General features: G+C 38.1%; 28 protein-coding genes, 1 pseudogene and 2 riboswitches. Of the genes and pseudogenes, 4 read left to right on the forward strand and 25 right to left on the reverse strand.

Annotated elements, in window-relative coordinates:
• Positions 1-321: 321 nt before the first annotated feature.
• Positions 322-1,122: an RDD family protein gene (locus tag AN957_RS13765; protein WP_053476057.1), complete on the reverse strand. Its 801-nt coding sequence runs from the start codon at positions 1,120-1,122 to the stop codon at positions 322-324.
• A gap of 128 nt (positions 1,123-1,250) precedes the next feature.
• Between AN957_RS13765 and AN957_RS13770 the strand changes: the two genes are divergently transcribed.
• Positions 1,251-2,231: a stage II sporulation protein M gene (locus AN957_RS13770; protein ID WP_053476058.1), complete on the forward strand. Its 981-nt coding sequence runs from the start codon at positions 1,251-1,253 to the stop codon at positions 2,229-2,231.
• Here the strand turns inward: AN957_RS13770 and AN957_RS13775 are convergent.
• From AN957_RS13775 to AN957_RS13800, 6 genes are all read right to left on the reverse strand, one after another.
• The gene (locus tag AN957_RS13775; protein ID WP_056684691.1) at positions 2,209-3,567 is read right to left on the reverse strand and encodes a DUF58 domain-containing protein; all 1,359 of its coding nucleotides are present in this window, start codon (positions 3,565-3,567) and stop codon (positions 2,209-2,211) included. The two genes, AN957_RS13770 and AN957_RS13775, sit on opposite strands and share 23 nt — an antisense overlap.
• The gene (locus tag AN957_RS13780) at positions 3,518-4,447 is read right to left on the reverse strand and encodes an AAA family ATPase (RefSeq protein ID WP_053476060.1); all 930 of its coding nucleotides are present in this window, start codon (positions 4,445-4,447) and stop codon (positions 3,518-3,520) included. The genes AN957_RS13775 and AN957_RS13780 overlap by 50 nt, the downstream gene beginning before the upstream one ends.
• A complete protein-coding gene (locus tag AN957_RS13785; protein ID WP_053476061.1) occupies positions 4,444-5,583 on the reverse strand; it encodes a DUF4350 domain-containing protein in 1,140 nt (379 codons plus the stop codon). Before AN957_RS13785 ends, AN957_RS13780 begins: the two co-directional genes overlap by 4 nt.
• Before the next feature lie 8 nt (positions 5,584-5,591).
• The gene (locus tag AN957_RS13790; RefSeq protein ID WP_053476062.1) at positions 5,592-6,248 is read right to left on the reverse strand and encodes a DUF4129 domain-containing protein; all 657 of its coding nucleotides are present in this window, start codon (positions 6,246-6,248) and stop codon (positions 5,592-5,594) included.
• A gap of 13 nt (positions 6,249-6,261) precedes the next feature.
• The gene (locus AN957_RS13795; protein WP_053476063.1) at positions 6,262-7,173 is read right to left on the reverse strand and encodes a hypothetical protein; all 912 of its coding nucleotides are present in this window, start codon (positions 7,171-7,173) and stop codon (positions 6,262-6,264) included.
• 124 nt (positions 7,174-7,297) lie between these two features.
• Entirely contained in the window at positions 7,298-9,196 is a 1,899-nt protein-coding gene (locus AN957_RS13800; protein WP_053477528.1) for a terpene cyclase/mutase family protein, read from the reverse strand.
• A 78-nt stretch (positions 9,197-9,274) separates the two neighbouring features.
• On the opposite strand from AN957_RS13800, the gene AN957_RS13805 reads away from it, so the two are divergent.
• Entirely contained in the window at positions 9,275-10,426 is a 1,152-nt protein-coding gene (locus AN957_RS13805; RefSeq protein WP_321172056.1) for a DUF2515 domain-containing protein, read from the forward strand.
• A 7-nt stretch (positions 10,427-10,433) separates the two neighbouring features.
• Positions 10,434-10,814 carry a CBO0543 family protein gene (locus AN957_RS28865; RefSeq protein ID WP_281176530.1) on the forward strand — a complete coding sequence of 127 codons (381 nt, stop codon included), beginning with the start codon at positions 10,434-10,436 and terminating at the stop codon, positions 10,812-10,814.
• An 18-nt stretch (positions 10,815-10,832) separates the two neighbouring features.
• Here AN957_RS28865 and AN957_RS13815 read toward each other — a convergent pair whose 3' ends face one another.
• The 15 genes from AN957_RS13815 to desA all read right to left on the reverse strand — a co-directional run bounded on the left by AN957_RS13815 (position 10,833) and on the right by desA (position 24,226).
• On the reverse strand, positions 10,833-11,162 hold the full coding sequence (locus AN957_RS13815) for a rhodanese-like domain-containing protein (protein ID WP_053477531.1): 330 nt from the start codon (positions 11,160-11,162) through the stop codon (positions 10,833-10,835).
• 77 nt (positions 11,163-11,239) lie between these two features.
• Complete coding sequence (locus AN957_RS13820) at positions 11,240-12,490, reverse strand: ATP-binding protein (protein WP_053476064.1); 1,251 nt, start codon at positions 12,488-12,490, stop codon at positions 11,240-11,242.
• A gap of 114 nt (positions 12,491-12,604) precedes the next feature.
• Positions 12,605-13,477 (reverse strand): 2OG-Fe(II) oxygenase, encoded by an 873-nt coding sequence (locus AN957_RS13825; protein ID WP_053476065.1) that lies wholly within the window; start codon positions 13,475-13,477, stop codon positions 12,605-12,607.
• Between the two features lie 145 nt (positions 13,478-13,622).
• Positions 13,623-14,240: a thiamine phosphate synthase gene (gene thiE, locus AN957_RS13830; protein WP_053476066.1), complete on the reverse strand. Its 618-nt coding sequence runs from the start codon at positions 14,238-14,240 to the stop codon at positions 13,623-13,625.
• A complete protein-coding gene (gene thiM / locus AN957_RS13835; RefSeq protein WP_053476067.1) occupies positions 14,237-15,040 on the reverse strand; it encodes a hydroxyethylthiazole kinase in 804 nt (267 codons plus the stop codon). Before thiM ends, thiE begins: the two co-directional genes overlap by 4 nt.
• 21 nt (positions 15,041-15,061) lie before the next feature.
• The gene (gene thiD / locus AN957_RS13840) at positions 15,062-15,868 is read right to left on the reverse strand and encodes a bifunctional hydroxymethylpyrimidine kinase/phosphomethylpyrimidine kinase (RefSeq protein ID WP_053476068.1); all 807 of its coding nucleotides are present in this window, start codon (positions 15,866-15,868) and stop codon (positions 15,062-15,064) included.
• Positions 15,837-16,358 (reverse strand): energy coupling factor transporter S component ThiW, encoded by a 522-nt coding sequence (gene thiW, locus AN957_RS13845; RefSeq protein WP_053476069.1) that lies wholly within the window; start codon positions 16,356-16,358, stop codon positions 15,837-15,839. Before thiW ends, thiD begins: the two co-directional genes overlap by 32 nt.
• A 29-nt stretch (positions 16,359-16,387) precedes the next feature.
• A complete protein-coding gene (locus tag AN957_RS13850; RefSeq protein ID WP_053476070.1) occupies positions 16,388-17,386 on the reverse strand; it encodes an ABC transporter substrate-binding protein in 999 nt (332 codons plus the stop codon).
• 24 nt (positions 17,387-17,410) lie between these two features.
• Complete coding sequence (locus AN957_RS13855) at positions 17,411-18,178, reverse strand: ABC transporter permease (protein WP_053476071.1); 768 nt, start codon at positions 18,176-18,178, stop codon at positions 17,411-17,413.
• Positions 18,165-18,911 (reverse strand): ABC transporter ATP-binding protein, encoded by a 747-nt coding sequence (locus AN957_RS13860; RefSeq protein ID WP_053476072.1) that lies wholly within the window; start codon positions 18,909-18,911, stop codon positions 18,165-18,167. Before AN957_RS13860 ends, AN957_RS13855 begins: the two co-directional genes overlap by 14 nt.
• A gap of 18 nt (positions 18,912-18,929) precedes the next feature.
• Entirely contained in the window at positions 18,930-19,619 is a 690-nt protein-coding gene (gene tenA / locus AN957_RS13865; protein ID WP_053476073.1) for a thiaminase II, read from the reverse strand.
• 90 nt (positions 19,620-19,709) lie between these two features.
• Positions 19,710-19,799: riboswitch (TPP riboswitch) on the reverse strand.
• A 78-nt stretch (positions 19,800-19,877) separates the two neighbouring features.
• Positions 19,878-19,984: riboswitch (TPP riboswitch) on the reverse strand.
• A 55-nt stretch (positions 19,985-20,039) separates the two neighbouring features.
• Positions 20,040-21,131, reverse strand: coding sequence for a branched-chain amino acid aminotransferase (locus AN957_RS13870; protein WP_053476074.1), 1,092 nt, complete (start codon positions 21,129-21,131; stop codon positions 20,040-20,042).
• Between the two features lie 262 nt (positions 21,132-21,393).
• On the reverse strand, positions 21,394-21,993 hold the full coding sequence (locus tag AN957_RS13875; RefSeq protein ID WP_053476075.1) for a response regulator transcription factor: 600 nt from the start codon (positions 21,991-21,993) through the stop codon (positions 21,394-21,396).
• A gap of 15 nt (positions 21,994-22,008) precedes the next feature.
• Positions 22,009-23,127, reverse strand: a complete 1,119-nt coding sequence (locus tag AN957_RS13880) for a sensor histidine kinase (RefSeq protein WP_053476076.1) — start codon at positions 23,125-23,127, stop codon at positions 22,009-22,011.
• A gap of 64 nt (positions 23,128-23,191) precedes the next feature.
• Positions 23,192-24,226 carry a Delta(5) desaturase DesA gene (desA, locus tag AN957_RS13885; protein WP_053477532.1) on the reverse strand — a complete coding sequence of 345 codons (1,035 nt, stop codon included), beginning with the start codon at positions 24,224-24,226 and terminating at the stop codon, positions 23,192-23,194.
• 138 nt (positions 24,227-24,364) lie between these two features.
• Between desA and AN957_RS13890 the strand changes: the two genes are divergently transcribed.
• Positions 24,365-24,724 carry a hypothetical protein gene (locus tag AN957_RS13890; RefSeq protein ID WP_053476077.1) on the forward strand — a complete coding sequence of 120 codons (360 nt, stop codon included), beginning with the start codon at positions 24,365-24,367 and terminating at the stop codon, positions 24,722-24,724.
• Positions 24,725-24,746: 22 nt separating this feature from the next.
• Here the strand turns inward: AN957_RS13890 and AN957_RS13895 are convergent, their stop codons facing one another.
• The 3 genes and pseudogenes from AN957_RS13895 to AN957_RS28870 all read right to left on the reverse strand — a co-directional run.
• A complete protein-coding gene (locus AN957_RS13895) occupies positions 24,747-25,667 on the reverse strand; it encodes a DUF1002 domain-containing protein (RefSeq protein WP_053476078.1) in 921 nt (306 codons plus the stop codon).
• Between the two features lie 15 nt (positions 25,668-25,682).
• Positions 25,683-26,261: a hypothetical protein gene (locus AN957_RS13900; RefSeq protein WP_075209149.1), complete on the reverse strand. Its 579-nt coding sequence runs from the start codon at positions 26,259-26,261 to the stop codon at positions 25,683-25,685.
• A gap of 124 nt (positions 26,262-26,385) precedes the next feature.
• Positions 26,386-26,487, reverse strand: a pseudogene (locus tag AN957_RS28870) (helicase-related protein); the annotation flags it as partial.
• Positions 26,488-26,557 lie beyond the last annotated feature (70 nt).

Here is a 26,557-nt window from a genome sequence, read left to right on the forward strand (position 1 = left end):
AATTTACTTGATTTCACTAAACCTGTCCGAAGTGGCCCCGAGTTCGGACATCCTAGTCAATGAGTTCACTATACTTGTCCAAAGGTAGATCAGGTTCGGACCCGAATGCGCTTGATTTCACCTCACCTGTCCGAAGTAACCATAAATTCGGACATCCAAGTTTATGAAATTACTAAACCTGTCTGAAGCAGCAACAGGTTCAGATACAAATGCCCTTTAACTTAAAAAACTAGTCCAAAGTCAAAAAAAGGGCACGAAAACCATTACGGTTTTGTACCCTTTTTTCTTTGTAATTAGCTGCTAAGCTTATTTATCCCCACTCTACAACTCAAATTCCCATTCGTCTTTCAAAATCATGTAAAGGATTAGTAATGTATCTTCAATTTCACGACCGCTTTTTCCTTCTAGTGGGATGCCACTCTTTTTGAAGAGGATTTCAGCTACTTGTAGGGTAAGTTCATTTCTTTCTTCTAATGGCAATTGCGGAAACCGGCTGCAATATGTTTTAACTAGATTCCATTCCTTCGAGCTTAATGTTTTCAGGGTCCATTCTTCAATAAGCAGATCTTCTTTTGCAAGTCCTCTTTTTTCAATTTCGCGATCAATAGCAGTCAGCTTCTTTTTCTTCTTTGCTTTTCGCTCGTGGACAACGATTGTCCCTGCGACAAGATCGCCAATCCGCTTATGTTTTGAATGGAAAAAGATCATAATCAGCCCAAGAAAATAATTAGCTGGCAAGGAGTCAATTATTCGGAGCAGATTCCGGATAAAGCTTGAAAGCAATGTTAAACTATGTCCGTTATCTTGAATGACCCGAATCCCAATCATTTTCTTTCCAATCGTTTTTCCACCTGAAAAAAATTCAAAGACAAAGAAATAGCCCCAGTTAATGAGAAAGATGACGATAATGGTAATCGCTAATGGTAGTGAAGTCATCTCCAAAAGCATTATATCTGCTGTTCCATACATAAATAAGAAAAAAGCAACGATGATTAGAATATTTACAACCATTAAGAGCAATTGGTCGATAATAAATGCAGCCGTTCGACTGCCTAATCCTGCAAGCTGAAATTGAAGGGAGACAAATTCAGGTGTTTTAATCCCCACATTCTCTTGATTCATTTAGTTTCCCTCTCTTCTGTTGTTGAATTTCGCTAAAGCGGTTTCTATTTTTCTACAAAATTACTATAATAAGGAGAAAAGAAACATATTCCCATTATTTAAAAGTCAAACCTAAAGAAGGTGTTAATATGAATGTAAAACAATTTGTTAAACAGCACCGGGAGGAATGGAAACAGCTTGAACAGCTCGTGACCAACCTCCACAAAAGGAGAAATCGGATAGCTGGAGCAGATATCGATCAGTTTCATCGGCTCTATCAAAAGGCAGCACAGAACTTGTCATACTGCCAAACATACTTCCCGGCCGAAGAAGTCACACCATACTTAAATGGCCTCGTTTCGAAATCACATAATCTATTATATAAAGACCAAGTTTCAAGCTTGAAGCAGATTCGTTACTTTTTTAGTACGAAATTTATAGGTTTATTAGTAGAGCAATGGAAGTTTGTCCTTGCTGCGATGATTTTATTTACCCTCGGTGCTGCAGGAAGCTTCATTTCTGTTGTTAATGATCCATTGCATATGTACGCCATCCTACCGCCAGAGATAGCACAAGGAGTCGATCCTAGTGCATTAGGATCAAGTGATGGAGAGGTCGATTCTTCATTTATGTCTGCGAGCATAATGACAAATAACATTCAAGTGGCCATACTGGCTTTTGCAGGTGGCGTTACCTTTGGTCTTTTGACCGTTTATTTACTAATTTATAATGGCATCCTTGTAGGTGCGCTTGCTGCTCTATTTTGGCATCATGGAAAATCGTATGATTTTTGGGCTTACATCGTTCCTCATGGGATGATTGAGCTTACAGCCATCTTTATTGCAGGCGGAGCAGGTTTATTAATGGGCTATAAGCTCTTCGTCCCTGGTAAGTTTTCAAGAGGGTACCAATTAAAGCAACAAGCGAAACGGTCAGTTCAGCTGCTACTCGGTACAATCCCGCTCTTTGTCATTGCTGGAATCATTGAAGGCTTTATTACCCCAGCAGCCATTTCGCTAGAAGCTAAATATATCGTTGCCTTTATAACCGTCATTGGTCTGTTCCTCTATGTGATGATTGGAAAGCTTTTACTTTTGAAAAATAGACCTACAGCAGATTTCGATTCATAATATCAATATAAGAAGATACAGCTGCGGTTGCTAATCTTTCTTCCCGGGCCTCTATCATTTGGAGGCCTTGTTTTTCCCATTTGATCTTTTCCTTTTTCTTAAAGAGCATTTGCTGCTGAGCGATACTTTTTATCATGGCCATTTGTACATTTTCTGGCTGCATCTGTATTCTCTTCTGGATCGTCATATCTTCAATCCCTATCATGAGAAACAAATGTCGCTGTCTCATCCTTTTTAAATAGGTTAAAGCACTTTCTTCATGCAGGAATGTACGGACATCACTGAATAATAGGATAAAACTGCGCTTCTTCTGCATCGTTTCTAAATAATGCAATACTGCAGCGTAATTCGATTCCGCTGCATCCACCTCGATGTTGTATATCGCTTGGAGAATGGTTTGCAAGTGTGCCATCCCTTTTGCTGCGGGAACGAACACTTTTACATCCTTTGAAAAAGCAAGTACAGATACATAATCCCCTTTTTGGAGAGCTGCTGCTGCAACAGTGATGGCAGCCTCTAATGATTTTTCTAAACGGTTCCCTTTTTTCAGTTCTGCTCCCATCATTCTGCCGCAATCAATTAAGATCGTCATATGCTTTCCATGCTCGGGTTCATATTCATTCGTCATCACTTCCCTGAGCTTTGCTGTTTGTCTCCAGTTGATATTGCGTGGATCATCCCCTACGACATACGATCGAATTTTGGCAAACTCACCGACACCGCTTTGCTGCTTTCGGATTTTCACTCCTTCATACAGTAAAAATTTTTGTGCATTCTCCAAGTATTGTTTCGTTTCTGTTAAATCTGGAATCACTTTAACAGCATTTGACTGTTCAATCGTTAGCTGTTTTTCCCATAAACCTAATGGACTTGAATAGCGAAAATAGATTTTATCGATCTCATACTCTCCCCGTACCGGTGCAATCACTTCATATGCAGCAAGAACAGTCGTTTGCGTAGAAACATTCCCTTTTAGCGGGAATTGCTGAATAAACGATTGTGGGATGCCATCTATTAACCGATACGATAAAGAATAAGGCGAGTTATTTTTTATTTCAATCTGGACTTGATAAGTAATGCCTCTTTCCATTTCTGCAGGAGCCATCCTTTTAAAAGAAAGCTCCTTTTTTTTCGCTGAAAACAGCAAATCGAATAGGCTTGCAATCAAAACAAGTATATTTACCGTAAGTAAGAACGTCCAAGAAATGTCCCAAATGGATACAATGACTAAAGCAATAGATAAAAGAGTAAAAAGCAATAATAACCTTTTGGTCGGTAAGACTCCTTTACCTTGGAACAGGAATCGAGCCCACAAGCTCTTCAATGATTTGGTCAACAGTCAATCCCTCCAATTCCACATGTGGGGAAAGTTGAATACGGTGCCTTAATGCAGGTTTGGAAACCATCTTTACATCATCTGGTGTCACATAGTCCCGTCCAGAGAGGTAAGCCCATGCTTGAGCCGCTTTCCCAATGGAAATCCCGGCTCTCGTGCTCGCACCGAAACGAATCGATTCAGTCTCCCTTGTCCTTCTGACCAACTGCATAATATAATCAATAACCTGATCTTCCATTGTTACTTTTTCAATCTCTTTCTTGACTGCTGAAAAAGTGTCCATATCAAGAATGGATCCAAGGGTTTGTTTATCAAATTTTTTTTCAATCACTTGTTTTAGGACATTTTTTTCCTCATCAAAAGATGGAAAATCAATGTGAAGCTTGAATAGAAAACGATCCTGCTGAGCTTCAGGCAGCGGATAGGTACCTTCAAACTCGATTGGGTTCTGTGTGGCCACAACGAAAAATACATCAGGTAATAGATAGGTTTCGCCTTGTATCGTTACTTGTTTTTCTTCCATCGCTTCAAGAAGTGCCGCTTGTGTCTTCGCTGGAGTACGGTTAATTTCATCAGCTAAAAGGATATTCGTAAAAACGGGACCCTTAATCGTTTGAAATGTGTTATCTTTCATATTGTAAATCGTGCTTCCGGTAATATCACTTGGAAGCAAGTCAGGAGTGAACTGTATTCTGCTAAAATCTCCTCCGAGCAGTGCAGCGAGAGTTCTGACCATTTGAGTTTTACCTGTACCAGGTACTCCTTCTAGAAGGACATGCCCCCCTGCTAAAATAGCTGATAATAGGAGTCTAAGATTTGTATGTTGACCTAAAATTCGTTCTTCATATTTTTCCAATAAAGATGTTATTTCTGTCTTCAAGATTCCTCCACCTCTTTCCTTAAACGGTCAAGCCTTTTTGACCATAGCAAGTATTCTTGCTTGTTTACATGTTCTTTTTGTAGGATTGTGATTAGTTCATTTAAAAATGTTTTAATCTCGTATGCAGGTATGTTTGTCCACTTTCGTTCTAATGGAGCAGAAAGATCTTTCCATTCTTTGCTGACTGGAATCCCCCATCGTTCTTGAAGCAAAAGCTTCACATAATCAGCTTGATATGATAATGATTCTTGGTATCGCCGGCCTCTTAAGTACCAGGCAGACAAGGCGCGAATGCCTTCATCACTAAATCGAACGCTCTCTTCCCTCGGGATAAAGATCGGTCCGAATCGCTTTCCGTGTGCTATTAGCCATAGAATCGCAATGAGCGCACTTTGCAGCAGCAACAGTAAAAACCATTTTGGATACAATGTCAAAAATGTGGAGCTGTTTTGAGCTCCATGAACAAATTCATCAAATAAGAGACTTGTATTCTCTTCTTCATTTATTAAAGAAAGAATAAGAGGAAGATGATCAACGCTTAAAATGCTGCCATTTATTATCCATTCAGGAGAGTTAGAGACAATTAATTGTCCTTTGCCAAACGATCGTTTGAAGGCAAGTACTCCAGCTTCATCTTTTAGCAAAATTTTATCTTGTTCGTTTGTTTGAAGACGGATAGGCGAATGCAAATCAGCACGATAACCAGTCCCATTATTGTCACTTACACGTAAATCCTCGCCCAAATAAGTGTCAGAGCTCAAATGCTCGATTTCAATATCAAACATCCCTTTCGGATTCGTATGAAACAATAGGATGGTATTCCCTTTTTCCATAAACTCCAAGTACGCATCCATTTCTTCCTTTTCAGGGATAAAATAAGGCTCCACCATTAGGAGCAAATGCTCATCTTCACTTTTTGGCAGGTTTTCAGGAGAATGCAACCATCTGTTTACTTCTCTTTTATCCTTTAAATATGTATAAAATGCCTTGACTCCAGTTGGTGATGGAGATTCAGACACATAATTTGGATATGGTTTTGGCTGTTTGGAAAGACCGAAATAACTAAGGAGTATAAATAGAATAAGAAGAATACCTAGCCAAATCCATGGTCGTCTCTTTTCAAGTGTCTTTTGCAAATTAGCAGCTACCTCCTTTCTACACCAAATTCACGTATCTCCTCTGAATTTTCGAGCCACTTCATTGCAGTGATTCGAAACTGTAAAAACTCCTCTATTTGGATATTGTGCTTACCATAAGTCACTTCATCAAATAATCGTGCAAGGTGATAAAATTGATCCGCCCACTCTTGATTTACTTTACGGAGCTCATCATAATACTCCCAGTTCGTCTTCCAAATTCGAGCAACAAGCCATTCTTTTTCATGAAAATAGAGAAGCAAAGCTAAAAATAAATGGCGGGTTGCCAATGTATACTCTCCGTTTGCTTCATGTTTTTGCGATTCTGATAGATGTCTTTGAAAGGACCAATTCATTTCATTCATAGATTGTAATGGCTTATGATCATGCAGCATCCGATTTCTTTTTCTATTCCGAAAGATAAAAAAAGCAATGACACCAAGGGAAATGATCATGATAACAATGATTCCAATGAGGATGGGTCCTGCTGCAGCACTAGAAGGAGCAAAGGAAGGAAATAAATCTGCTAACAAATCGGCAAACCAATCCTTCACCTTTTCCCACCATATGGAAATTAATCCTTTCGAATCATCGTAATAAGCCTGATATTCGCGTTCCTTAAGTATTTCCTCAAGCTCATCTCTTGCCTTGCTATCCTTTAACATTGATCGTCACCTTTTAATAAGACTTGTAATCTTCAATCATATCTTTAATATCATCCGCATCATGTCTTGTTTTCAAATCAAGATACATGACGGCGTATCCAACAGTGAGTAGCATAGTTGTCAAAATGGTTGCTAAATTGACAATGATTGATAATAGGACACTTTTTCCTAGAAAGATCCCAAAGGTGATCTCGATTGCGCTGCTAATTGTCGTTATGATGATATAAAAGATAATATAAAGCCCCATGAGCAGCCATGTACGCTTTTTCGTAAGCCGCCAGCTTCGGGTAAAGCCAGGTGATTCCCGGTCTAGAACGACAGAGCCAAAGTAAAAGCTCCAGCGAGTCAATAAGTATCCAATGCCAACAGCAAAACCCAAAAATAGTAAAACAGCAAAAATGATCCCGATTGCCGGATGAATGATAGCTCCGAAAACACCTGTAAAACTAATCATAAGAATGGGTACAATGATTAATCCAAACGTAATTAGTCCAAATAAAATCGTGCTTCCTAAAATTGGCCAAAAACGGGAAAAGGCTTCTTTAATGACAGAACCTACTGAATATTCCTCATTTTTTCGGATGTGATTTATCGCAAAAAGAACAGCTGCTTCTGCTACTGGGAACAAGATGATTCCAAATAAACCAGTCAATATTAATGAAATATTAGCACCAATCGAACTGTCAAGCGGGATAGCTGTTTCATCAAAACTCGAAAGAATTTGCTCAAACCATAATTCTCCACTTCCAAGTTCTCTGAAAAAACTAACCCCTGATAAAAGCTGAATAATTGCTTGCAGTAAATAAATAGGTCCCATTAATATAAGTAAAATCAAGAAAAAGTCTTTAAAGCGGTTTTTACTTAAGATGAACGTATGATCTAATATTTCGCCAAAGGTTTTGGGCTTATTAAATTTAGTATCCAATAGTTGAAATCCTCCTAATTAGAATAATAGTCATATCGCCTATTTTAACATTTTTCTGGCATTTATTGTGTAAAAACATGTAAATTGATATGAAACGCAGAAAATGAGAGATAAAATATAAGTTCTATTGACGTGTATGGTATTTGTTTTGATAATGTGCCAAAGCAAGTAAAGAAAAAATAAAACGATAGCTGTGGTAATGAATATAAAAGTCACCCGCCATTCCCTGCCCCTTAGGATAATCCGTTGTCCAGTCCTTATGATGGAGATGATTCAATAGATAATTTATTCCGGCATTTATTGCTTTTGTTGGTTTGTCAGAGACTGCAATTAAAGCATCCACCGCCCAAGCCGTGTGAGTTAGTGTGCTTGCTTTTAATGGGATATAGGATTGTTTACTATCACTTTTACATGACTCCCCCCAGCCGCCATCTGGATTTTGAATAGATAATAGCCAAACGCTTGCAGCCCTAACGGAATGATGAGTTTCTCCTACAGCTGCAGAACGGAGTCCGGTTATTGCTGCCCATGTTCCATATATATAACAAATCCCCCACCGTCCATACCAGGAGCCATCCTTTTCTTGATTACGAAGGAGCCAATTCATTCCGTTTTTAATTGCTTCATGATTTTTTGATAGATTTGTACATGAGCATAGAAATTCTAAAGTTCTCCCTGTTAAATCTGCTGAAGATGGATCAGTCAGCAGAAATTCTGCTTTATCAATCGGCAGCATTTTTACTAGCCTGCTATTCGTATTTTTTTCAAACGCAGGCCATCCTCCATCATCGTTCTGCATGGATAATGCCCACATAACTCCTCTATCCCATGATTGACGGTAATTTGGGGCGTTTTGGACATTTCTTGCAATCGCACGTAAAGAAGCCGTTGTATCATCCACATCAGGATGAAGCGTATTATTATCCGAAAATCCCCAGCCTCCTGGAAAGCTGGAAGGATTATGAATGATCCAATCCCCGTATTTATAATGCTGCTGACTAAGCAAATAGTTGTTGGCCCTTTCTAGCATTTGTTTCTTTGTCGAGAGCCCAGCTTCCTGTATAGCATAGCTAATTAATGAAGTATTCCAAACAGCAGCATTCGTATATTGTATATGAGTCTGACCATTTATCTCACATTTCATTGACTTTAAGCCTTTCACTGCCTTAATAATGATCGGATCCTTTTTCGAATAACCTAATGACAACAAGGCAAATATCATTAAAAACGTGGAGCTAAAGTAACCTAGGAATGTTCCATTCGGTTCAATACGTGCAAGCATATATTGTTTTGTCTGCTCCGTTGCTAGTTTATGAATATAGCTTGGCAGCCCAATAAGGCATTTGATTCCTTTCTCAATCGTTTCATATAAGGAACGCCATTCTTCCGTGTTATGAAAATGAACAGAATCGTTGTCAGAGTGATCATGCTTTCGAGTCAATAAATCGGACAAATCGGGACTGTCCTTTGAGCGAAGACAATATTTTCGATCAGCTAGAATCATGATTGGAGCCATATTTGCCCTGCCAAACACGGAAAAACTATAAAAATTTATTGGGAATGTAGGCGGCAGCAATATTAGTTCTATGGGCAACGGGAATCGAGCTGGCCATTTCAGCTGACCAGTCATCGCAAGCATGAGTTTTGTAAGCAGATGAACGTTGTCTAAACCGCCATTTGCTAATATATACTGTCTTGCCTTTTTTAACCGAAGATCCTGCTTCCTGTAATATCCAGAATAAAGGAGTGCATAATAAGCCTCTGCGGTGGCTGTAATATTACCCTCTCCTTCATCATAATAAAGTTTCCATGCTCCGGTTTTCTCCTGTTTACTTATTATTCGATCTGTCAGCTGTTTGATTAAGATTTCATCATGAATTTCTAATGTTCTTAATAAAATGATCATATAACAATCAGTGGATATTCCTGTTTCGAACGGATAATCCCATGAACCATTAGGTGATTGATCTTGCTGCAGCTTTTCTATCAGCTGGTTTATTCCTGCACTGATGCGGCTCTTCATCATTTTTATTTCTCTCCCTGCTTTTTGATATATACAAATACATATTCAACTTTTGCAAGAACCATTCATTAGGGGGTGGTGGACATCTTTTGTAAGCTTAAGAAACTAGAAAAACCTCAACTTTCTGAACGTCTATTAAGACTTAAAAAGGAGCTGAAAAAAAGGTCTAAAAAACCGAAACAAATAGAAACACTATCCCAGAGTGAGAATGATTTTATACAAAAGATCAAAAGGGAGACCAATCGTTTAAATCAAAACAATGTAACTAGAACAAAAGCATATCTCGCCTTTTTTAATCGGCATCCAGAAATACACTGGGCTTTTTTAGGACATATGGTGTCTAGGAACGGTGGGTGGAATATGACAGACTTGAAGGGAGGGATTCTTTCAAAGCTATTAACGAGCAAAGAAGCTAAGTCGTTTTTTTCATTTTTAGAGCGGGGAAATTGGCTGATTTTTCAAGATGCTTTTCCACAATTCTTGCTCTATGAAGCAAGTTTAAATAGCAGGACGAATCTATTTCACTTACTGCCAAATTTAAACGTTTCCATCTTTATGGAAGTTATCTGGAATGAGTTTTGGAAGGAACGAGATGTATATCTGTTGACGATGGCTTTAATCGTGAATGAACAAAGCTATTTGGAGGCGAGAGTTTTACAAAACTCTTCTTTTAAAAAGAAGGTGTTTAATACATTGGAATTCAAGCTGCAGGAGTTCCTATCTATGAATCATATTCTTTTTCCCTATTCATGTAATGGGAAGCAAAAGCTTGCTGGACAAACATTACGTCATTTTGAAAGTTTACATGAACGTATTTTACTTGGAAAACGATTATATCATGTCCTGTTTAATAATAATGAACGATTTGAAATGACTGTTCAATGGGCTAATGAGCATCCGCATTCGGGTTCGCGAATGGATTACTGGCCACATTTTTTTCATGATGTGGATGAAGGAGTCCCTGGAAGAATTTTAAAACAACGGATAAAATCATGTCAAATTATTCCGGGTTCATCGCGTATTTATAGTCCAAGTTTAGAATTTGCATGGAAAAATCAAAACCATCCTTGTGCGGAAATAGGAGATTGGTATAAGGATGCAGGGGTAATCAATTACTTACCCCGTGTGGAAGAAATAATAGATGGAGAGATTGAGAATGACTATTGCAAAACACTTGAAAGGCTCGAACTCGCGGTTATCACGAAAAAAGCCATTTCATTCCGTGATTAAAAGCATGATGGATTTCCTTCCGATCATCCTGCTTTCTTCATTATATGGAACATACCTAGACCTTTATTTTGTTGGTAGAGGGCTTTATTCTTTTCCAGCAAGACCATTGCCCGAAATTTTCACTATACATATTGCTTTTCCTCTCATTGGTCTTCCATTACTGACTGTATTTTTCTTAATTGTATGCAGGAAGTTAAAGAGTTGGAAAATTGCAATGTTTATTATAGCTCTTAGCATGCTCATGGCTGTTTTCGAAAAGCAAGCTGAAGGATTAGGAGTATTTGTGCATCATCATTCTTGGAAACATTTGTATTCGTTTATTGGTTACGGAATATACTTCACAATGATACTCTCTTTTAATCAGTTCATTATGTATATAAAAAAGTAAGCGGTCATTCTTAACCGCTTACTTAGTAGCTTTATAATCCTTCCATGCAGTAATTCCGCCTTCAAGCAAGGTAACATTGAATTCTTTTTCAGCTAAAATTTCCGCACATTTTCTTGCTGAGTTTCCTGTTGTACAAGTGATGATTATTTCTTTATCCTTCGGCAAGCTAGAAATTGACTCCATATCATTCTCATCAAAAATATGTGTTTTTTCGATGTTTACACTATGTATATATTGTTCCTTGATATGATAATGATTGTATTTTTCTTCTGCTCTTACATCGAGAATAAATACTTCTTCATTCTTCTGCAATCTGTTACTTAATTCAACTGGTTTTATTGTTTTCATAAGAAATGGATGTCCCCCCAAACTAGTATTCTCATCCATATTATACATGAAAAACAGGTAACAAAGAATGAATGACCTTACGAGAAACTCGGGAACGACAGAGTAATGGATGTGCCAATATCGATTTCGCTTATTACAGTTACTGTACCCTTCATGCTTTCTACAATTCGATAAACAACCATCATTCCTAAGCCTGTCCCTTTTTGCCCCTTTAATGAGAAATATGGCTCCCCAAGTCTAGCAATATGTTCAGGCTTCATGCCATGTCCGGTATCGGTTATTTTTATATGGATACGACCACGGTTTTCAAACGTTTGGATTGTTAACATGCCTCCTTCTGGCATTGCTTCAATGCTGTTTTTAACAATATTTAGTAATACTTGGTGGAACTTATGGGGATCCCCTTTAATCGAACCCGCATGTTGAAAAAAAGATTCTATATCTACATTTTGCTTTAAAGTAAGCGGGCGTAGAATATCGTGACACTTATTGATTTCCTTTTCAATGTTCATTAAACATTCTTCATTTGAGTGTGGCTTAGCAAAGGTTAGATAATCATTTATGATGTCAGAAGCCCGATTGGCTTCTTCAATAGCAAACATGGCATATGATTTACTTTTCTCATTTGTATGCTCGCTTTCCCCTATTAGTTGTAGAAAGCCGATAACGGCAGTTAGCGGGTTTCTTACTTCATGACTGATACTAGCTGCTAAATGACTGACAATTTCCATTTTCTCGAATTTCATTGCCTCGAGCTGTAATACAAATGCAGTTCTGAGGATCTCTGCAAGATACGTTACAAAAAAGGTAGAAATGACTAAAATAATGCTATAAATTGCAAATTCCGTAAGGTCGTGAAAACCATATAATAATGCAGGGGTCAAATAGCCTATGACTGCATATCCAATGGAAAATATAGATACAATGCTTAATTTAGTCCAAAGTGACTTTTTTACATAGATCGGTGAGATCATGAAAATACCAATTGTTGAAATAATTATTAGAAACAAAGATAACCAAAACCCATCTCCGCCAAGAATAAATCGAATAGTTAGGAGAAAAATTCCTAATCCAATTGTTATACGTTTCCCGCCATATAAACCACCTAGAAGAAATGGGACAAACCGTAAATCATAAATAAAACCATGTCCTACTGAAACAGATAATTGCAGGCAGATGACAATTAGCGTACAAATGATAAAAACAAAATAAAAGTTCCATACTGAGGATTGAATAAATTTATTTTTGTGTAATAATAGCATATTTGTAAGTAAAACGAAAATAAGAATAAAGAGAAGATTAATAAGCAAGCCGTTCATCATTTCCATCGGGCACACTCCCTGTGTCACAAAAACCTTTCTCTTATTTTACGTTTATATTCTATATTTTGGCAAGATTAGGATTTGTTTGAATTATTATTTATTGAATAATAAATTCTTTTATTAAGTTAGAACCTCATTCATTTGACTGTTCTGGCAAATAGTTGTTTGACGGATCCATTTTGTTGCCACCCATTTCTCCCCAGTTATAACGGGAATACTGCTATGTAAAGACATCCGATCCACTTGACCATGACTATTACCATAATGGAAATAAACAGCCGTTCCCTTTTTAGGAACGATAGATAATCCGACTTTTGGAAAAATCGTTTCACCGCCTGCCCCTACATCATTTAAATAGATTAAGAATGTTGCGATCCGTTGTCCACCTTTATCCATATCAATTTGATTGGCAGGAAAGTAATCAAAATGGGCCTTATATTCCTCGCCAATGTTATAGTTCAACACTTGAAGGCCCTCTCCGTGATTAAGCGGGTGACTCGTTATTTCTTCTATTCTTCTTTCAATCGTGGCAATAAGATTTGTTTCATTTAAATGATAATAGGCACCTTTGCTCGTTCTTCCAGGTACCGCTTTTTTTTCTCCTGTTATTGGGTCGATAATTTCTGAAGGTTGAAGTCGATTCGTTGATAAATGAATTAACTGGTCACATTCTTCTATACTTAGTACATTATCAAGATAAATGATGCATGGCTTGTCCATTTTCAAAAGCACCTTAACTTCTCGGTCAGTTGTTGTTATAATATTTCCCCTTTTTGCTATTTCAATAGATTCATACATATATGGGCTTTGATTGCCATCAACGGTTTTTAAAGATTGATTGTTTAAGATACGTAACATTGTTAAATAGGCAAAATCTTGGTCGAATCCTTTCTTAACCATAGCAGCAACAATTGATTCAGGATTTACACCGCTTTTTAATGTTTGTAGAATCCAGTCCTTCAGTTCATTTGAAATGCGGGTAATCTTTTCCATAACAGATTCTCCTTATTGTTGAAATTGTTTTTATATTTTTATTATAGAACTTTTCCAGACTTTCTGAAACAACTTGTAAATTTAGGAATATGAATAAAAATGGCCAACTAGATAACTAGTTGACCTAAAAAAAATATTATAAATGCTAAATCTCCATTTCCTTCCTGTAAGAGCTTGCTGCATTGTAAGGATCATTTGCCTTCATGATGCCAGATACAATCGCCACTCCAGCAATATTCATTTCACGAAGCTTAGAGATATGATCAAGTTTAATCCCTCCAATAGCTACAGCAGGGATTGAAACAGCATTCGTAATCTCTGCTAACATTCCTGCGGGTAATACTTCGGCATCCACTTTCGAATGAGTTGGAAATACGGCACCGACCCCGATATAATCCGCACCAATTTTCTCTGCCTCTTTTGCTTCGTTAATTGTAGAAACAGAAATTCCTACAAACATAGATGAAGGGACAATATTTCTAACTGCTGCTAATGGAAGGTCGCTTTGTCCGATATGAATACCGTCGGCACCAACAGCTAAAGCGACATCCACACGGTCATTGATGATCAGTGGAACATGATAGGCAGATAGCAAAGTCTTCATGCTTTTTGCTTTTTCAAAAAAGCTTTTTCCCGAAGCATTTTTTTCTCGAAGCTGGACGATAGTGACGCCTCCTTTGACAGCTTCTTCAACTGTACGCAGCAGTTGATCTAATGGCATGGACTCCTCTGTAACTAAATACAACGTGTAATCCGGCTTCATGATAAACGCACTCCTTCTGCCCAGATTTGGTTATCCATGAGGAAGATTTCATCCATTAGCTTCATACGATATGTTCCGATCCCCTCATTGTCTTGAAGTGCTTTTTTTGCACGTTCTCCTGCTAAGCTCATGACAGACATCCCTGCAATCGCAGCCAAGAACCAATCTTCAGTAACCCCGGAAAAACATGCAATTAAGGAAGCTGTCATACACCCTGTTCCAGTAATTCGAGTTAACCAAATATCTCCATTTTCGATTTGGACTATTTTTTTTCCATTTGAAACGGTATCCAATTCCCCGCTAATCACTGCAATTGCCTGAAGCTTATTTGCTGCATTCTTAGCTAAATCTCTTACTGAAATGGACAAGGTGCCTGAGTCAACCCCTCTTGTGCTTGCTTCTCCGCCGATTAAGGCAAATACCTCCGATGCATTCCCTCTAACAATCGATACCCTTACATGCTCTAAAAATTCCTTTGCTCGATTGGTACGAAAGGGGGTAGCTCCTACGCCAACTGGATCGAATATAACTGGTATCCCCTTTTTATTTGCTGCTTGCCCCGCTCGAACCATTGCAGCATATGTTTCATCATCAATGGTGCCAAAGTTTATGACAAGGGCGTTTGCTAACTTCACCATATCTGCTCCCTCTTCGATACTTGTTGCCATGACAGGTGAGCCTCCAAGCGCAAGCGTTGCATTGGCACAATCATTGATCGTTACATGATTTGTAATATGGTGCACTAATGGGTTCTGTTCTTTTACTCTTAAGAATAAGTCCTTAATCTCATGTTTTTGCATATGTTATATCCCCCTGCGTTATTACTTTGTCACTAGGTCTGCTTTCTTATAAAGCTCGTAGAAATGATTCGTCGGTCCGTACCCCTTGCCTAGATTTAGACTATGTGTAATGGCTAATGTAATATATTTTTTAGCTTCTTGAACAGAGTCTATTAACGAAGCACCATTTGCTAGATTTGCAGTAATGGCTGATGACAATGTGCAGCCAGTTCCGTGTGTGTTTTTTGTATGAATCCGAGTTCCTGTTATCCAAGTGAAATTTTCCCCATCAAATAATAAATCGTTCGGATCGCCATGCAGATGTCCGCCTTTTAGTAGGACAGCTTTAGCCCCGAGAGCTGCAATGGCGAGACAGGCTGCCATCATATCTTCAGGCGTATGAATAGTATCCATCACTAACACTTCAGCTTCAGGGATGTTTGGGGTTATTAAGGTTGCCATTGGAATTATTTTTTCTTTCAATGCTGACACAGCATCAAGCTGTAGTAAATGATGCCCTCCTTTAGATACCATGACAGGATCAAGAACAACAAACGCAGGTTGATATTTTTGTAATGAAGCAGCGACTGTCTCTGCAGTTTTTGCAGATGATAGCATGCCAATTTTTACAGCATCCACACAAATATCATCAAAAACAGCCTCCATTTGATCCTTTATAATAGAATTTTCAATATTTTGTACGGATCGAACCTCTTGTGTATTTTGTGCTGTAACGGCCGTTATAACCGACATTCCGTAAACTCCATGTGCTGAGAATGCTTTCAAATCTGCCTGAATGCCAGCTCCGCCTCCAGAATCAGAGCCCGCGATTGTAAGTGCTGTTTTCATCGAGCATTCCTCCAATTGCCTTATTTCGAACTAATATTTTCAGCAAGCCATATCCCATGAGCGCACCAGTGAATGAACTGATCATAAATGCAGGTATAAAGCCAAACAATGTTGCTTCCTGTCCTAATAACAGAATGGAAATTGGATAGGTGGCCATTGCTCCAAGTATCCCTGTCCCGATTACTTCCCCTGCTGCTGCAAAATTAAGATTCTTTGTTTTCCTATATAGAATGGCTGCCAAAAATGCCCCGATCATACTGCCGGGATAAGCAAAAATACTTCCAGTCCCGAGCATGTTCCTTAATGTTGAGGAAATAACTGCTTGAAAGACTGCATACCATGGACCAAGCAGCACAGCTGATAAGACATTGGCAAAATGCTGAATCGGGAAGATCTTCGCAAATCCTACTGGAATGTAAATGAGACTGCTTGATACAGTTGTAATGGCTGCGATGAGCGCAGTTAATGTAAGCTTCTTTGTTTTATCCATACTAAATCCTCCCTCTCGTTTTGTAGTTTTCATTCTTTGGAAACGATATTAACGAATGCTTCTTTTGCATTCAATTTCTCCTTTATTACCTTTGATTCATAAAGCCAAATAGCGACTTCATTCCAAGTGTCCTCCTCTTGATACCCGAACGGCACATTTGCCTCCTCCATTAGGGGTAAAAGCACTTGTAAACTTTCAGTCTCCACTTCCTTATCTAGAGGAAAGCTATCATTTTCATGATCCAGCAGAACTTTAAGACCGGCAGCGGGATCTTTTTTAACGTCTTCCTGTGCCTTTGTTACCGCTTGCCAGAATTTTTCAAAGGCTGCTTTTTTCTTCTTTAATGTTTTCTCTCCTGTAACAATTACAAGTTCATAGTTATCTGGAACTCCAAAGTCAGTTAGTTTAAGAATATCCATGTCATAGCCTTCTTTATTTAACAGGACAAGTTCATGGTTAATATAAGCACCAGTAAGCGCATCCACATTATCAGTCGCAAGTGACGACATTAAATCCCAGCCAACATCGGTCATTTTCACTTTATTCATGTCTCCGCCAACTTTCTTTACAATCGTAGAAACGACTGCTTCATTGACAGATGCTGATGGATACCCAATATTTTTCCCTTCCAAATCCTTTGGTGATTGTATTCCGCTATCCTTTTTAAACATGATTGCATCAAGTGAATGTCTGACAAGAGCAGCGACTGATACTACCGGAATCCCTTCTGCTCTTGAGACTAAAAGCTGTGTTTGGTAGCTGATTGCCAAGTCGACCTTTCCAGTAGCCGCAAGCTTCAACGGATCATTCGTATCTGCAGGCATCTCAATGTTGACGTTTAGCCCTGCATCGGCAAAGTAGCCCTTTTCTTTTGCAGTATAAATAGCTGTATGTACTGCATTTGGATACCAATCTAGCATGATGCTAATATCTTCTAGCTTCTCTTTCTCATTGCTATTTGTATTATTTTCTGAACAAGCTGTAAGCAGCATTGCCATTATTAAAATAAGAAACAAAATTCTTTTCATCTACTAACCAACTCCAGTTGTTTGTTATTCTGTATTTTTCCAGTGTAATGCTTTCTTTTCAATAGCTGTCATGACGGAAAAAAGAAGGATGCCAATGATCGTCAATATCGTGATGGCTGCAAAAACCCCTTCTGCATTTAAATTGCCAGACATTCGCCTGCTGTAATAACCCAACCCTTCACTTGCACCAAGCCATTCGCCAATCGTCGCTCCAACAAGTGCATAGACTGTTGCAAGCTTCAACCCAGAGAAAAAGGATGGCAAAGCCATTGGAATGTTCAGCTTTGTAAACGTGTGCCATCGTGTTGCACCCATCGATCGAAGTAGCTCGATATATTCTTTATCCCCTGACTTAAGACCATCATATGTACCAACAACAATTGGAAAAAATGAGATTAATACGGTCACGGCAACCTTGCTCCATAACGTATAGCCAAACCAAAGGACAAAGATTGGTGATAGGGCAATAATCGGCATCATCTGTGAAATCAGTACAGCAGGATATAACATTTTCTCAACTGTTTTTGAAAAAAACATCCAAACTGCAAGTAATACACCGCCTATAACTGATATAAAAAAGCCGATGAAAAATTCAAGCATGGTTGCGCTTAAATGCTCCAAAACTAATGGCCGCCAATTTTCCAGGATCATCACAATGACGCTGGTTGGGGCAGGTATAATAAATGAAGGGATTATCTCTCCCCTGACTAGCCATTCAAATACGATTAATAGTAAACTTGCAAAAACGATAAATAGACTATAACTCTGAATCCATCTCTTAATCTGTTTCATTGGCAATCTTTTTCTCCAGTTCGTGTCGCAATCCAGCCAATTCTGTTGAATGCAGCAGGTCAGGAAATCGTGGACGCGGCAGATCTACATTTATTTCTTCTATCTTTTTGTCTGGGTGCAGCAGGATGATTCTGTCACTAAGAAGACATGCTTCCTCCAGGTCATGGGTTATAAACAAAACCGTTTTATTTAGCTCCTGCCAAATGGATAACAGCCATGCTTGCATCTCTCTTTTGGTAAATGCATCAAGAGCGCCGAACGGTTCATCTAGCAATAGCAAGTCTTTGCCTGTCAGCAGTGCCCGAAGGAAGGCTGCACGCTGCCGCATCCCTCCAGACAATTGTTTAGGCAGGGCGTTTTCATATTCAATCAGGCCAACATGATTCAGCCAATTTCTTGCTTCTTCTCTAGTAATCTGTAAATCCTTCCGGAATTCCGCTGCAATTATGATATTATCAATGATTGATCGCCATGGAAGCAGCAGGTCTCGCTGGGGCATATAGCCAACATCCCCAAGCGAAATGGACTTGCCGTTTATGGATATTTCTCCTTCATCTTGTTTAAGCAGGCCAGTTACCAATTTTAATATCGTGCTTTTGCCTGTGCCGCTTTTGCCAATGAGAGAGACGAATTCCCCACGATTTACTTGCATACTTAATTCCGAGATCACTTTGTTGTGTTGGTTTCCTTTATTCGTAAATGTGTAGGAAACATTTTTTAACACGAGCGTCATTTCTTCACCCACTTACAGTTATATAGGCCATTCTTGCTTGTAATAGTTCATTTCCCAGAATAAATATTCGTACTTTGAGGTCATTTGAAAATGCTCCTCAAGGATGGCGAGCTCCCGTTCTGGCTTTCCTTCCGCTAATTCATCCATCAGCCGTATAAGCCACTTTGCTCCTTCACCGAAGGTTTCAGAATCGTATGTTTCAATCCATTTGCCATATCGATTTGTCTCAATTTGATTTCCATATTGTTTTCTAAGCAATTTCCCAATCTCCCAGTAATCCCATGCACAAGGCAATAGACAAGCAACGACCTCGGCTAAACTGCCATTTTGGGCAACGTTTAACATATAGCGTGTATACGCAAGATTAACTGGTGTTGGCTTTGTAGCTTCTAACTCCTCACGGGAAATGCCAAATTCAGCAGCAAACTGGCGATGAAGCTCCATTTCAACATTTAATGTCTCATCGAGAATTTGAGCGAACTTCCCCATCGTATGTAGATCTTGTGCTTTTAGGACACCCACGGCAAATAGCTTTGCGTAATCGATTAAATACACATAGTCCTGTTTCATATAGTGAATGAATTTTTCCTCATCTAATTGACCTTTTCCAAGCTCTTGAACAAAGGGATGATTATGATTCTTCTCCCAGATCGGCTGAACATTTTCAAACAGCCTATCAGTGAATTTCTTTATTTTTACAATATCCATTTTATTTCCTCCTTCGAATTTCAATTAAAGCAAAAATAAAACCGCTTTCCAAATGTGGAAAGCGGTTAAATCATTACGCACAAATAGTCGTAATCATCTTACCTACTTCCCTACGCTAGTATGATCTAGATCAGGTTCAAAGGGTTACTTCTCAGCCATAAGGCGCCCCTAGCAGAAAAAAGTATTTAGTTAGTATTTAAGTATAAAAAACCCCCACTCTTTTAGACATATGAGTGGGGGTTGATGTATACGTAAGTGTTCAACCATTTACCACTTCCCTACGCCAGTGTGAACTAGATCAGGTTCAAAGGGTTTAGAACGGCCGTTCAATCTCAGTCTTTTACAAGACACCCCTAGTGTTTCTTATTTGAATTCAATTCATAGCATACCATGTATTTTGAATATTGCAAGCAAAAATGATTAAATATTTAAAGCCTCCTCTAATACTTCTACACGCCAGCCAAACGGGTCTTCATGTGTACCGTATTGAATCCCTGTTAGTGTATCATATAATTTTTTCGCAAGTTCCCCGGTTTCTCCATTATTGATTTCAAGTTGTTCATTTTGCCAGAAGAACTCCCCAATTGGCGAGATGACAGCAGCTGTACCCGTACCAAAAGCTTCTTCTAAAGTCCCTTCTTTATGTGCCTGATAGATTTCTTCCATTGAAATTTTTCGTTCAGAAAAAGGAATATTCCAATGTTCAATTAACTGAATGATTGAATCACGGGTAACACCGTCTAAGATGCTTCCATTTAAAACAGGTGTGATGACCTCCCCGTTTATCTTGAAGAATACATTCATGCTGCCGACTTCCTCGATATATTTCTTTTCTTTTCCGTCAAGCCAAAGAACTTGGGAGTATCCCGAATTTCCTGCCATTTCTTGTGCTTTTAAGCTGCCAGCATAGTTGCCAGCTGTTTTTGCATTACCAGTCCCGCCTTGAACTGCACGAACAAATTCTTGTTCAACGGAAATTTTCACTGGATTAATGCCTTCCTTATAATAAGCCCCAACAGGGGATAAAATGATCATAAATCGATAACTGTTTGAAGGTGCGACACCTAAGAATGGCTCAGTTGAGATGATAAATGGGCGTATATAAAGAGAAGTGCCCTCATATGAAGGGATCCAGTCCTTTTCAATAGAAAGCAATTGTTTTAATGCATATAACGCAAATTCCTCATCAATTGGAGGCATGCAAAGTCTCGCATTCGAACGATTCATTCGTTCCATATTTTTTTCCGGTCTAAATAATAAAACTTGTCCTTCTTTTGAGAGATATGCCTTCAACCCTTCAAATACTGTTTGCCCATAATGAAAAATCATTGCCGATGGTTCCAATGTGACAGGTTGATAAGGAATAATTCGCGGGTCATACCAGCCTTTTTCTGTAGAATAATCCATCACAAACATATGATCTGTAAAATGTCTTCCAAACTGAAGCTGGTCAAATGCCGGTTTTTGTTTTCTCGCTGCGGTTAAGCTGATTTCCATTTGATAGTCTCTCATCCTACTTCTTCTCCCTGTCTTTTTAATATGTAATTCTCATGAGTTTTTTGCTTAAAAGCCTTGCTGTTTTTCAACTCTTTTAAGCGGTACTTAGTAAAAGTGAATTATTTATTTTTACAATTATCCTCCAATTCATATACTTTGTCGAGTGATTTTTTAAAAAATTCGAAAAATAAATAATTATGTTCTCCTGTCTACTTCCAAGTATATTAATGATGGAACAGATACTCTTTTTCCATATTACAAATAAAAAAGGGATGGTTTACTTAAACCATCCCTTTTCCTTCGATTGTGTAATCGCTTCTATTCGGTTTTTAACCTCAAGCTTGTCAAGTATTTGTGAGATATAGTTTCTGACTGTTCCTGTTTTGATTTTGAGCTCGTCAGCAATTTCTTTTGTGTTTTTCCCATCTGCAACAAGCTCAAGAACTGCTTTTTCGCGTTCGGTAAGCGGATTTTCTTCACTGTATACATCATCCATTAGTTCAGGTGCATAGATCCGTCTTCCGTCCATAACCATTCGTATGGAGCTAGCTAACTCTTCACTCGGGCTATCTTTCAGTAAATACCCACTCACACCTGCTTGTAGAGCCCTTTGAAAATAACCAGAACGTGCAAAAGTTGTTAAAATAATGACTTTACAACCGAATCCTTTTAACTCTTCAGCTGCTTCAAGTCCACTTTTCTCAGGCATTTCAATATCCATGATACAAATATCAGGTTGATGGTGCTTAACTAAAGTGACGGCTTCCTTTCCATTATTTGCTTTTCCGACCACTTCCATATCTTCTTCCAGGTTGAGCAAGGATCCTAATGCACCAAGCATCATCCGCTGATCTTCAGCAATTACAATTCTAATCATTCTTGCTCCTCCTTTTTAAGTCTGTTTTACAACACTTGGTACTTTCATTGTAATCGTCGTTCCATCAATCGTTTTTACATCTAAGCTGCCGTTCACAAATTCTAGCCGTTCTTTTATTCCAAGTAAACCACTGCCCTTAGAGAAGTAATATTGGTCAGGAATACCGATACCATCATCCTTAATTATAATGCATACTTCATTTGCTGATTGCTCAAATTTAATTTGGCAGAATGTCGCCTTGCTATGTTTTACGACATTTGTTACTGCTTCTTTCATACACATGCTAAGAAGATTTTCAAGAAAGATTGAAATACTTAGATGATTTACATCATTCTCAACAATAAGTGAGATTTCTGCTGCTTGAAGGATTTGTTTGACACGGATAATCTCCTCTTCCAAGCGAATCCCTCGCATTTGCGAGACCATTGTACGAACTTCGTTTAAGGCCGTTCTTGCTGTTTGCTGCACATCCTTCATTTCACTTCGAGATGCTTCAGGATCTTTATATACAAGTCTCCTCGCGAGGTCACTTTTTAGCCCAATTAATGAAAGCTTTTGTCCTAATGTATCATGAAGATCTCGCGCAATCCGTTGTCGCTCCTCTTGTTTCACAAGCTCTGCAATTCGCTGATTCGCGACCTCTAGCTGTTCCTCTAGTTTCTCCTGCTTCTTTTTATTATAAAGATTAAATGGGAGAAGGATCACGCTTATCCCAATGATAATGACAAACGGCAATTGCTTCAAAAACAATGGTTTTCCTAGAACTAAATTATAATTAATCGATGCAATTGTAAATACAAGATGGATAATATATAACGTTAAGAAGGCAATTCTGTTTTTGATATTCCCATTATAATAGGCAATATAGAAGGCAAAATAGACAAATTGAAAGATAATCGTCATTGCGGTGGAAATGGCGATGAGAATTCCCGTCCACAAGTAAACAGGCCATTTTTTCGATAGAAAAGCCAAGCGATAAGAAATAAAAAAGATAATTGTTAATAAAATACCAACAATGACTTCAATTGTCGAAGAAGATTGAAAAATGAAGTAAAATGGCAAAATGGCAAAAACACTCCAAATATAAGGAGATATGCCAGAGCTTTTTAAAGTTGTAAAATAGTTTTTTATCATCTGATTCCCTCATTAGATTAAAAAAATAGGTGAAGCTCACGCAAGTGGCTCCACCCATATTGTACTACTTTAATCTAGAAGCCATCTCACTTTTTTTTGTATTCTGGAGATAATTTGTGATTTCTTTATAGGCGACAAATTTCTTTTCTTTTTCATCCCATAGGTGGAATTTAAGTGATTGTAAGCTTGTACTTAGCGTGATAGTTGGCACATTTTTTAGCGGCTCTGTATTATTATGGGCCTCTTCTAACTTATAGTTTGGCACTCTCGGGCTTAAATGATGAACATGGTGATAGCCAATATTCCCTGTAATCCATTGCAATGGTTTCGGGAGTTTATAGAATGAGCTGCCTTCCACTGCAGCTTTTACATATTCCCATTCCGCATCTTCCTCGAAATAGGAATCTTCAAACGTATGCTGTACATAAAAAAGCCAGATACCTGCAGCTCCTGAGATTAAGAAGATTGGTAATTGAACAAGGAGAAATGCTTCCCAGCCAATACCCCAGCACAGCAGACCATATAGGGAAACAATTGAAACATTTGTTAAATACGTATTCATTCGCTCTTTCTTACGAGCACCTTTTCTGTTAAATCGATTTTTAATAAGGAAGACATAGATTGGTCCAAGACCAAACATAATAATTGGGTTTCGGTATAAACGGTAGGCAATTTTTTGCCAAGCAGATGCTTCCATGTATTCCTCAACTGTTAGCATCCAAATATCGCCAACCCCACGCTTATCTAAATTGCTGCTAGTCGCATGGTGAACAGAATGATCATGCTGCCATTGGCTATACGGGAAGATGGTAATGATCCCTGTGATTGTCCCGATAACTTTATTGGCGACCCGGTTTTTAAAGAAAGAATGGTGGCAGCAATCATGAAAAATGATGAAAATTCTTACTAAAAACCCTGCTGCTAAGACTGCAAAGATAAGTGTCAAAATATAGGATACGGATAAGCTTTTATATGCCAAAAACCAGAGACCGATAAAAGGCAAAATAGTATTTATCAGCTGCCAATTACTTTCCTTTGTATTCGATTGTTCGTACGGAGCCATTTGCTTCTTTAAATGAATTTGTTTTTGTTTGGTCATATTCATTGTATCCTTCCGCCGTTTTAATGATAATACTATAGAAGAAAGAATTAATTTTAAAGACACACGTGTCATGCACACCCCATGATAAGTGTCATGTTATGATAAGGATTATTATGAAAAAGTGAGGAGTTTTTTATGAAAAACCTAGTGGATAGTATGATTCATAAAGCCAAGGTAACGTACAATCAAGCGAATGCAAAAATGAAAGAAAGATTCTATAGTATTACTGGTACATCTGCTGCATCGGTAAAAGAAATTGCGGATTTTATTAAAAATCATCCCGATAGCAAAGTGACGAAAAAGGACTTCTTAGGCTTACAGTTTACTTTTTATGAAATGAAACTGGATGGAATTCATTATTATTTAGAAATGAAACATTCATCAATATTACAAGTGGATGTACGAGCACGAAATGTGCAGCTAGTTGCTTATCGCTCTTATCGGGATAAGTATTCCTTACTTACGCCTATTAAATTCCCAGAGTTAGAAAAATAAAAAAGCAGGGGATGCCCTGCTTTTAAGAAAATAGACTTTTAATTCCATCGATTAAATTTTTAAAGAAATCCCCAATCGCCTGCAGGAAGCCCTTATCGCCAACCGCTTCTTCAATTCGATTCTGGATGTCTTTCGACAAGTCTTCAAGCTGTGATTTTACATTGTCAAAGTTAATATTAAGACTGCGCATTTTTTCAAATAGATCTACAAGCAGCTGGCGATCCTCAGGACTTAATTTGATTTCAAGCGTCTTTAATTGCTCGTTGATAATCTTTTCGATGTCCTCTTTTGTTGCAGGATTTTGCGCGGCAATTTCTTTCTTAATTTCCGTTAGGAGCTCGGAAATTTTGTCCTTATCTAGCCCTTCCTGCTGTGCTAATTTAGATGCCAGGCTTAATTCTTCATTGGCTACTTCTGTATGTTCTGTATTTAATTCAGTTCCTTCGCCCTCATCATAGGCTTTATATATTCCAACTAAAGCAGAGTGACCACTTACTTTTACTGGAGATGCCACATCAACGACTGCATCTTGAATGCCTGCAGTTAAAAGCGCATTTGCATACATTTCATCTGAAACTTCCGTAATATTTTCTGGAGTTACTTGATTAATATAGAGACCAGATCCTGAATCCTTAAGCGTAATTTTTGCAGATGAATACATATTAGAATGTTTATTACCTTTAATGTATCTTTCTAAATCTTCTCCACTAACTGTTAATTCCTTCACCATCTTTGGATCTTTTACACCTAATAATTTACGGACCTCTTCCTTCTGTGCAGGTGTCAAGGCTGACCCATATACAACAACTGGGAGGCCGAACTTTTCGTTAATACTGTCTTCGTTATTATTATCTCCATTGGAGGCAAGTGCACTTGTTGAAATCGTCATTGTCAGAAGGAATAATAAAGCAATGACAATCCATTTACTAGTATGTTTGAACATGTTATACAACTCCCCTTATTTATTTTCTTCAACCGTTTCAGCCAATTTGAAAAGGAAACGGTATACAAGAACAAGGACTTCGCCGATTGTTAAGTCTTCATTGAATCCTTTTATATTATTCAGTGCGAAGTTGAAATCCCATAATCCATCAGTCTGGTTAAATAGTAAACTTACTTTTATTTCTCCGATTAATTCTTGTTCCAAGTAGGCTTTGATTCCTTTTTCATATTTTTTTTGAAGCTTTAAACCAAGCATGACTTCATATGTACGAAAGATATCATCTACTTCAAGACAAATCGATTCAGTATGAATCATTGGAAAACAGTCTGATTCAATGTAGATAAATTCATTAAGATACTGTTTTAAATAATGAATAGGCTGATTTAAGAAGCCTGCTGATTCTTCTCCGAGAAACTCTTCTGTTTCTTTATCGCTGCGTTCAATATATGCATCATTGAAACGTGCAGCAGGATCTATTTCCATTATCGTTCTTGTTTCATCAATAATCTGATGCTTCCTTGCATATTCGATTTCTTCTTTAAATGATGCTGTTTTTTCGTCGGAAAAATAATTTGTAATTTTTGTATGTAGCATGTTTACACCTCTTTATCGTGTTCTTCTATTTTTACTTCGGCTTGCTTTTCCTTTTCCCTTTGAAGGGTTAGTCAAACCATTGGAAATAGTTGTGGTCTTCTGTTTTCTAACTGATTTGTGTTCCTCTTCCTGTCCGCCCTATCCTGTGTACATAGGTTTCAGCGTCCTGAGGGATGTCATAGTTAAACACATGTGTCACTCCGTCAATATCAAGCCCTCTTGCAGCATTAAAAAATCAGGCAAAAAACCCCCTACTTTCCATAAATCCTATTTTATTATTTTGCTTGTTTTCCTTT

Origin of the sequence: Cytobacillus solani (genome assembly GCF_001420595.1) — a bacterium.
Classification (GTDB): domain Bacteria; phylum Bacillota; class Bacilli; order Bacillales; family Cytobacillaceae; genus Cytobacillus; species Cytobacillus solani.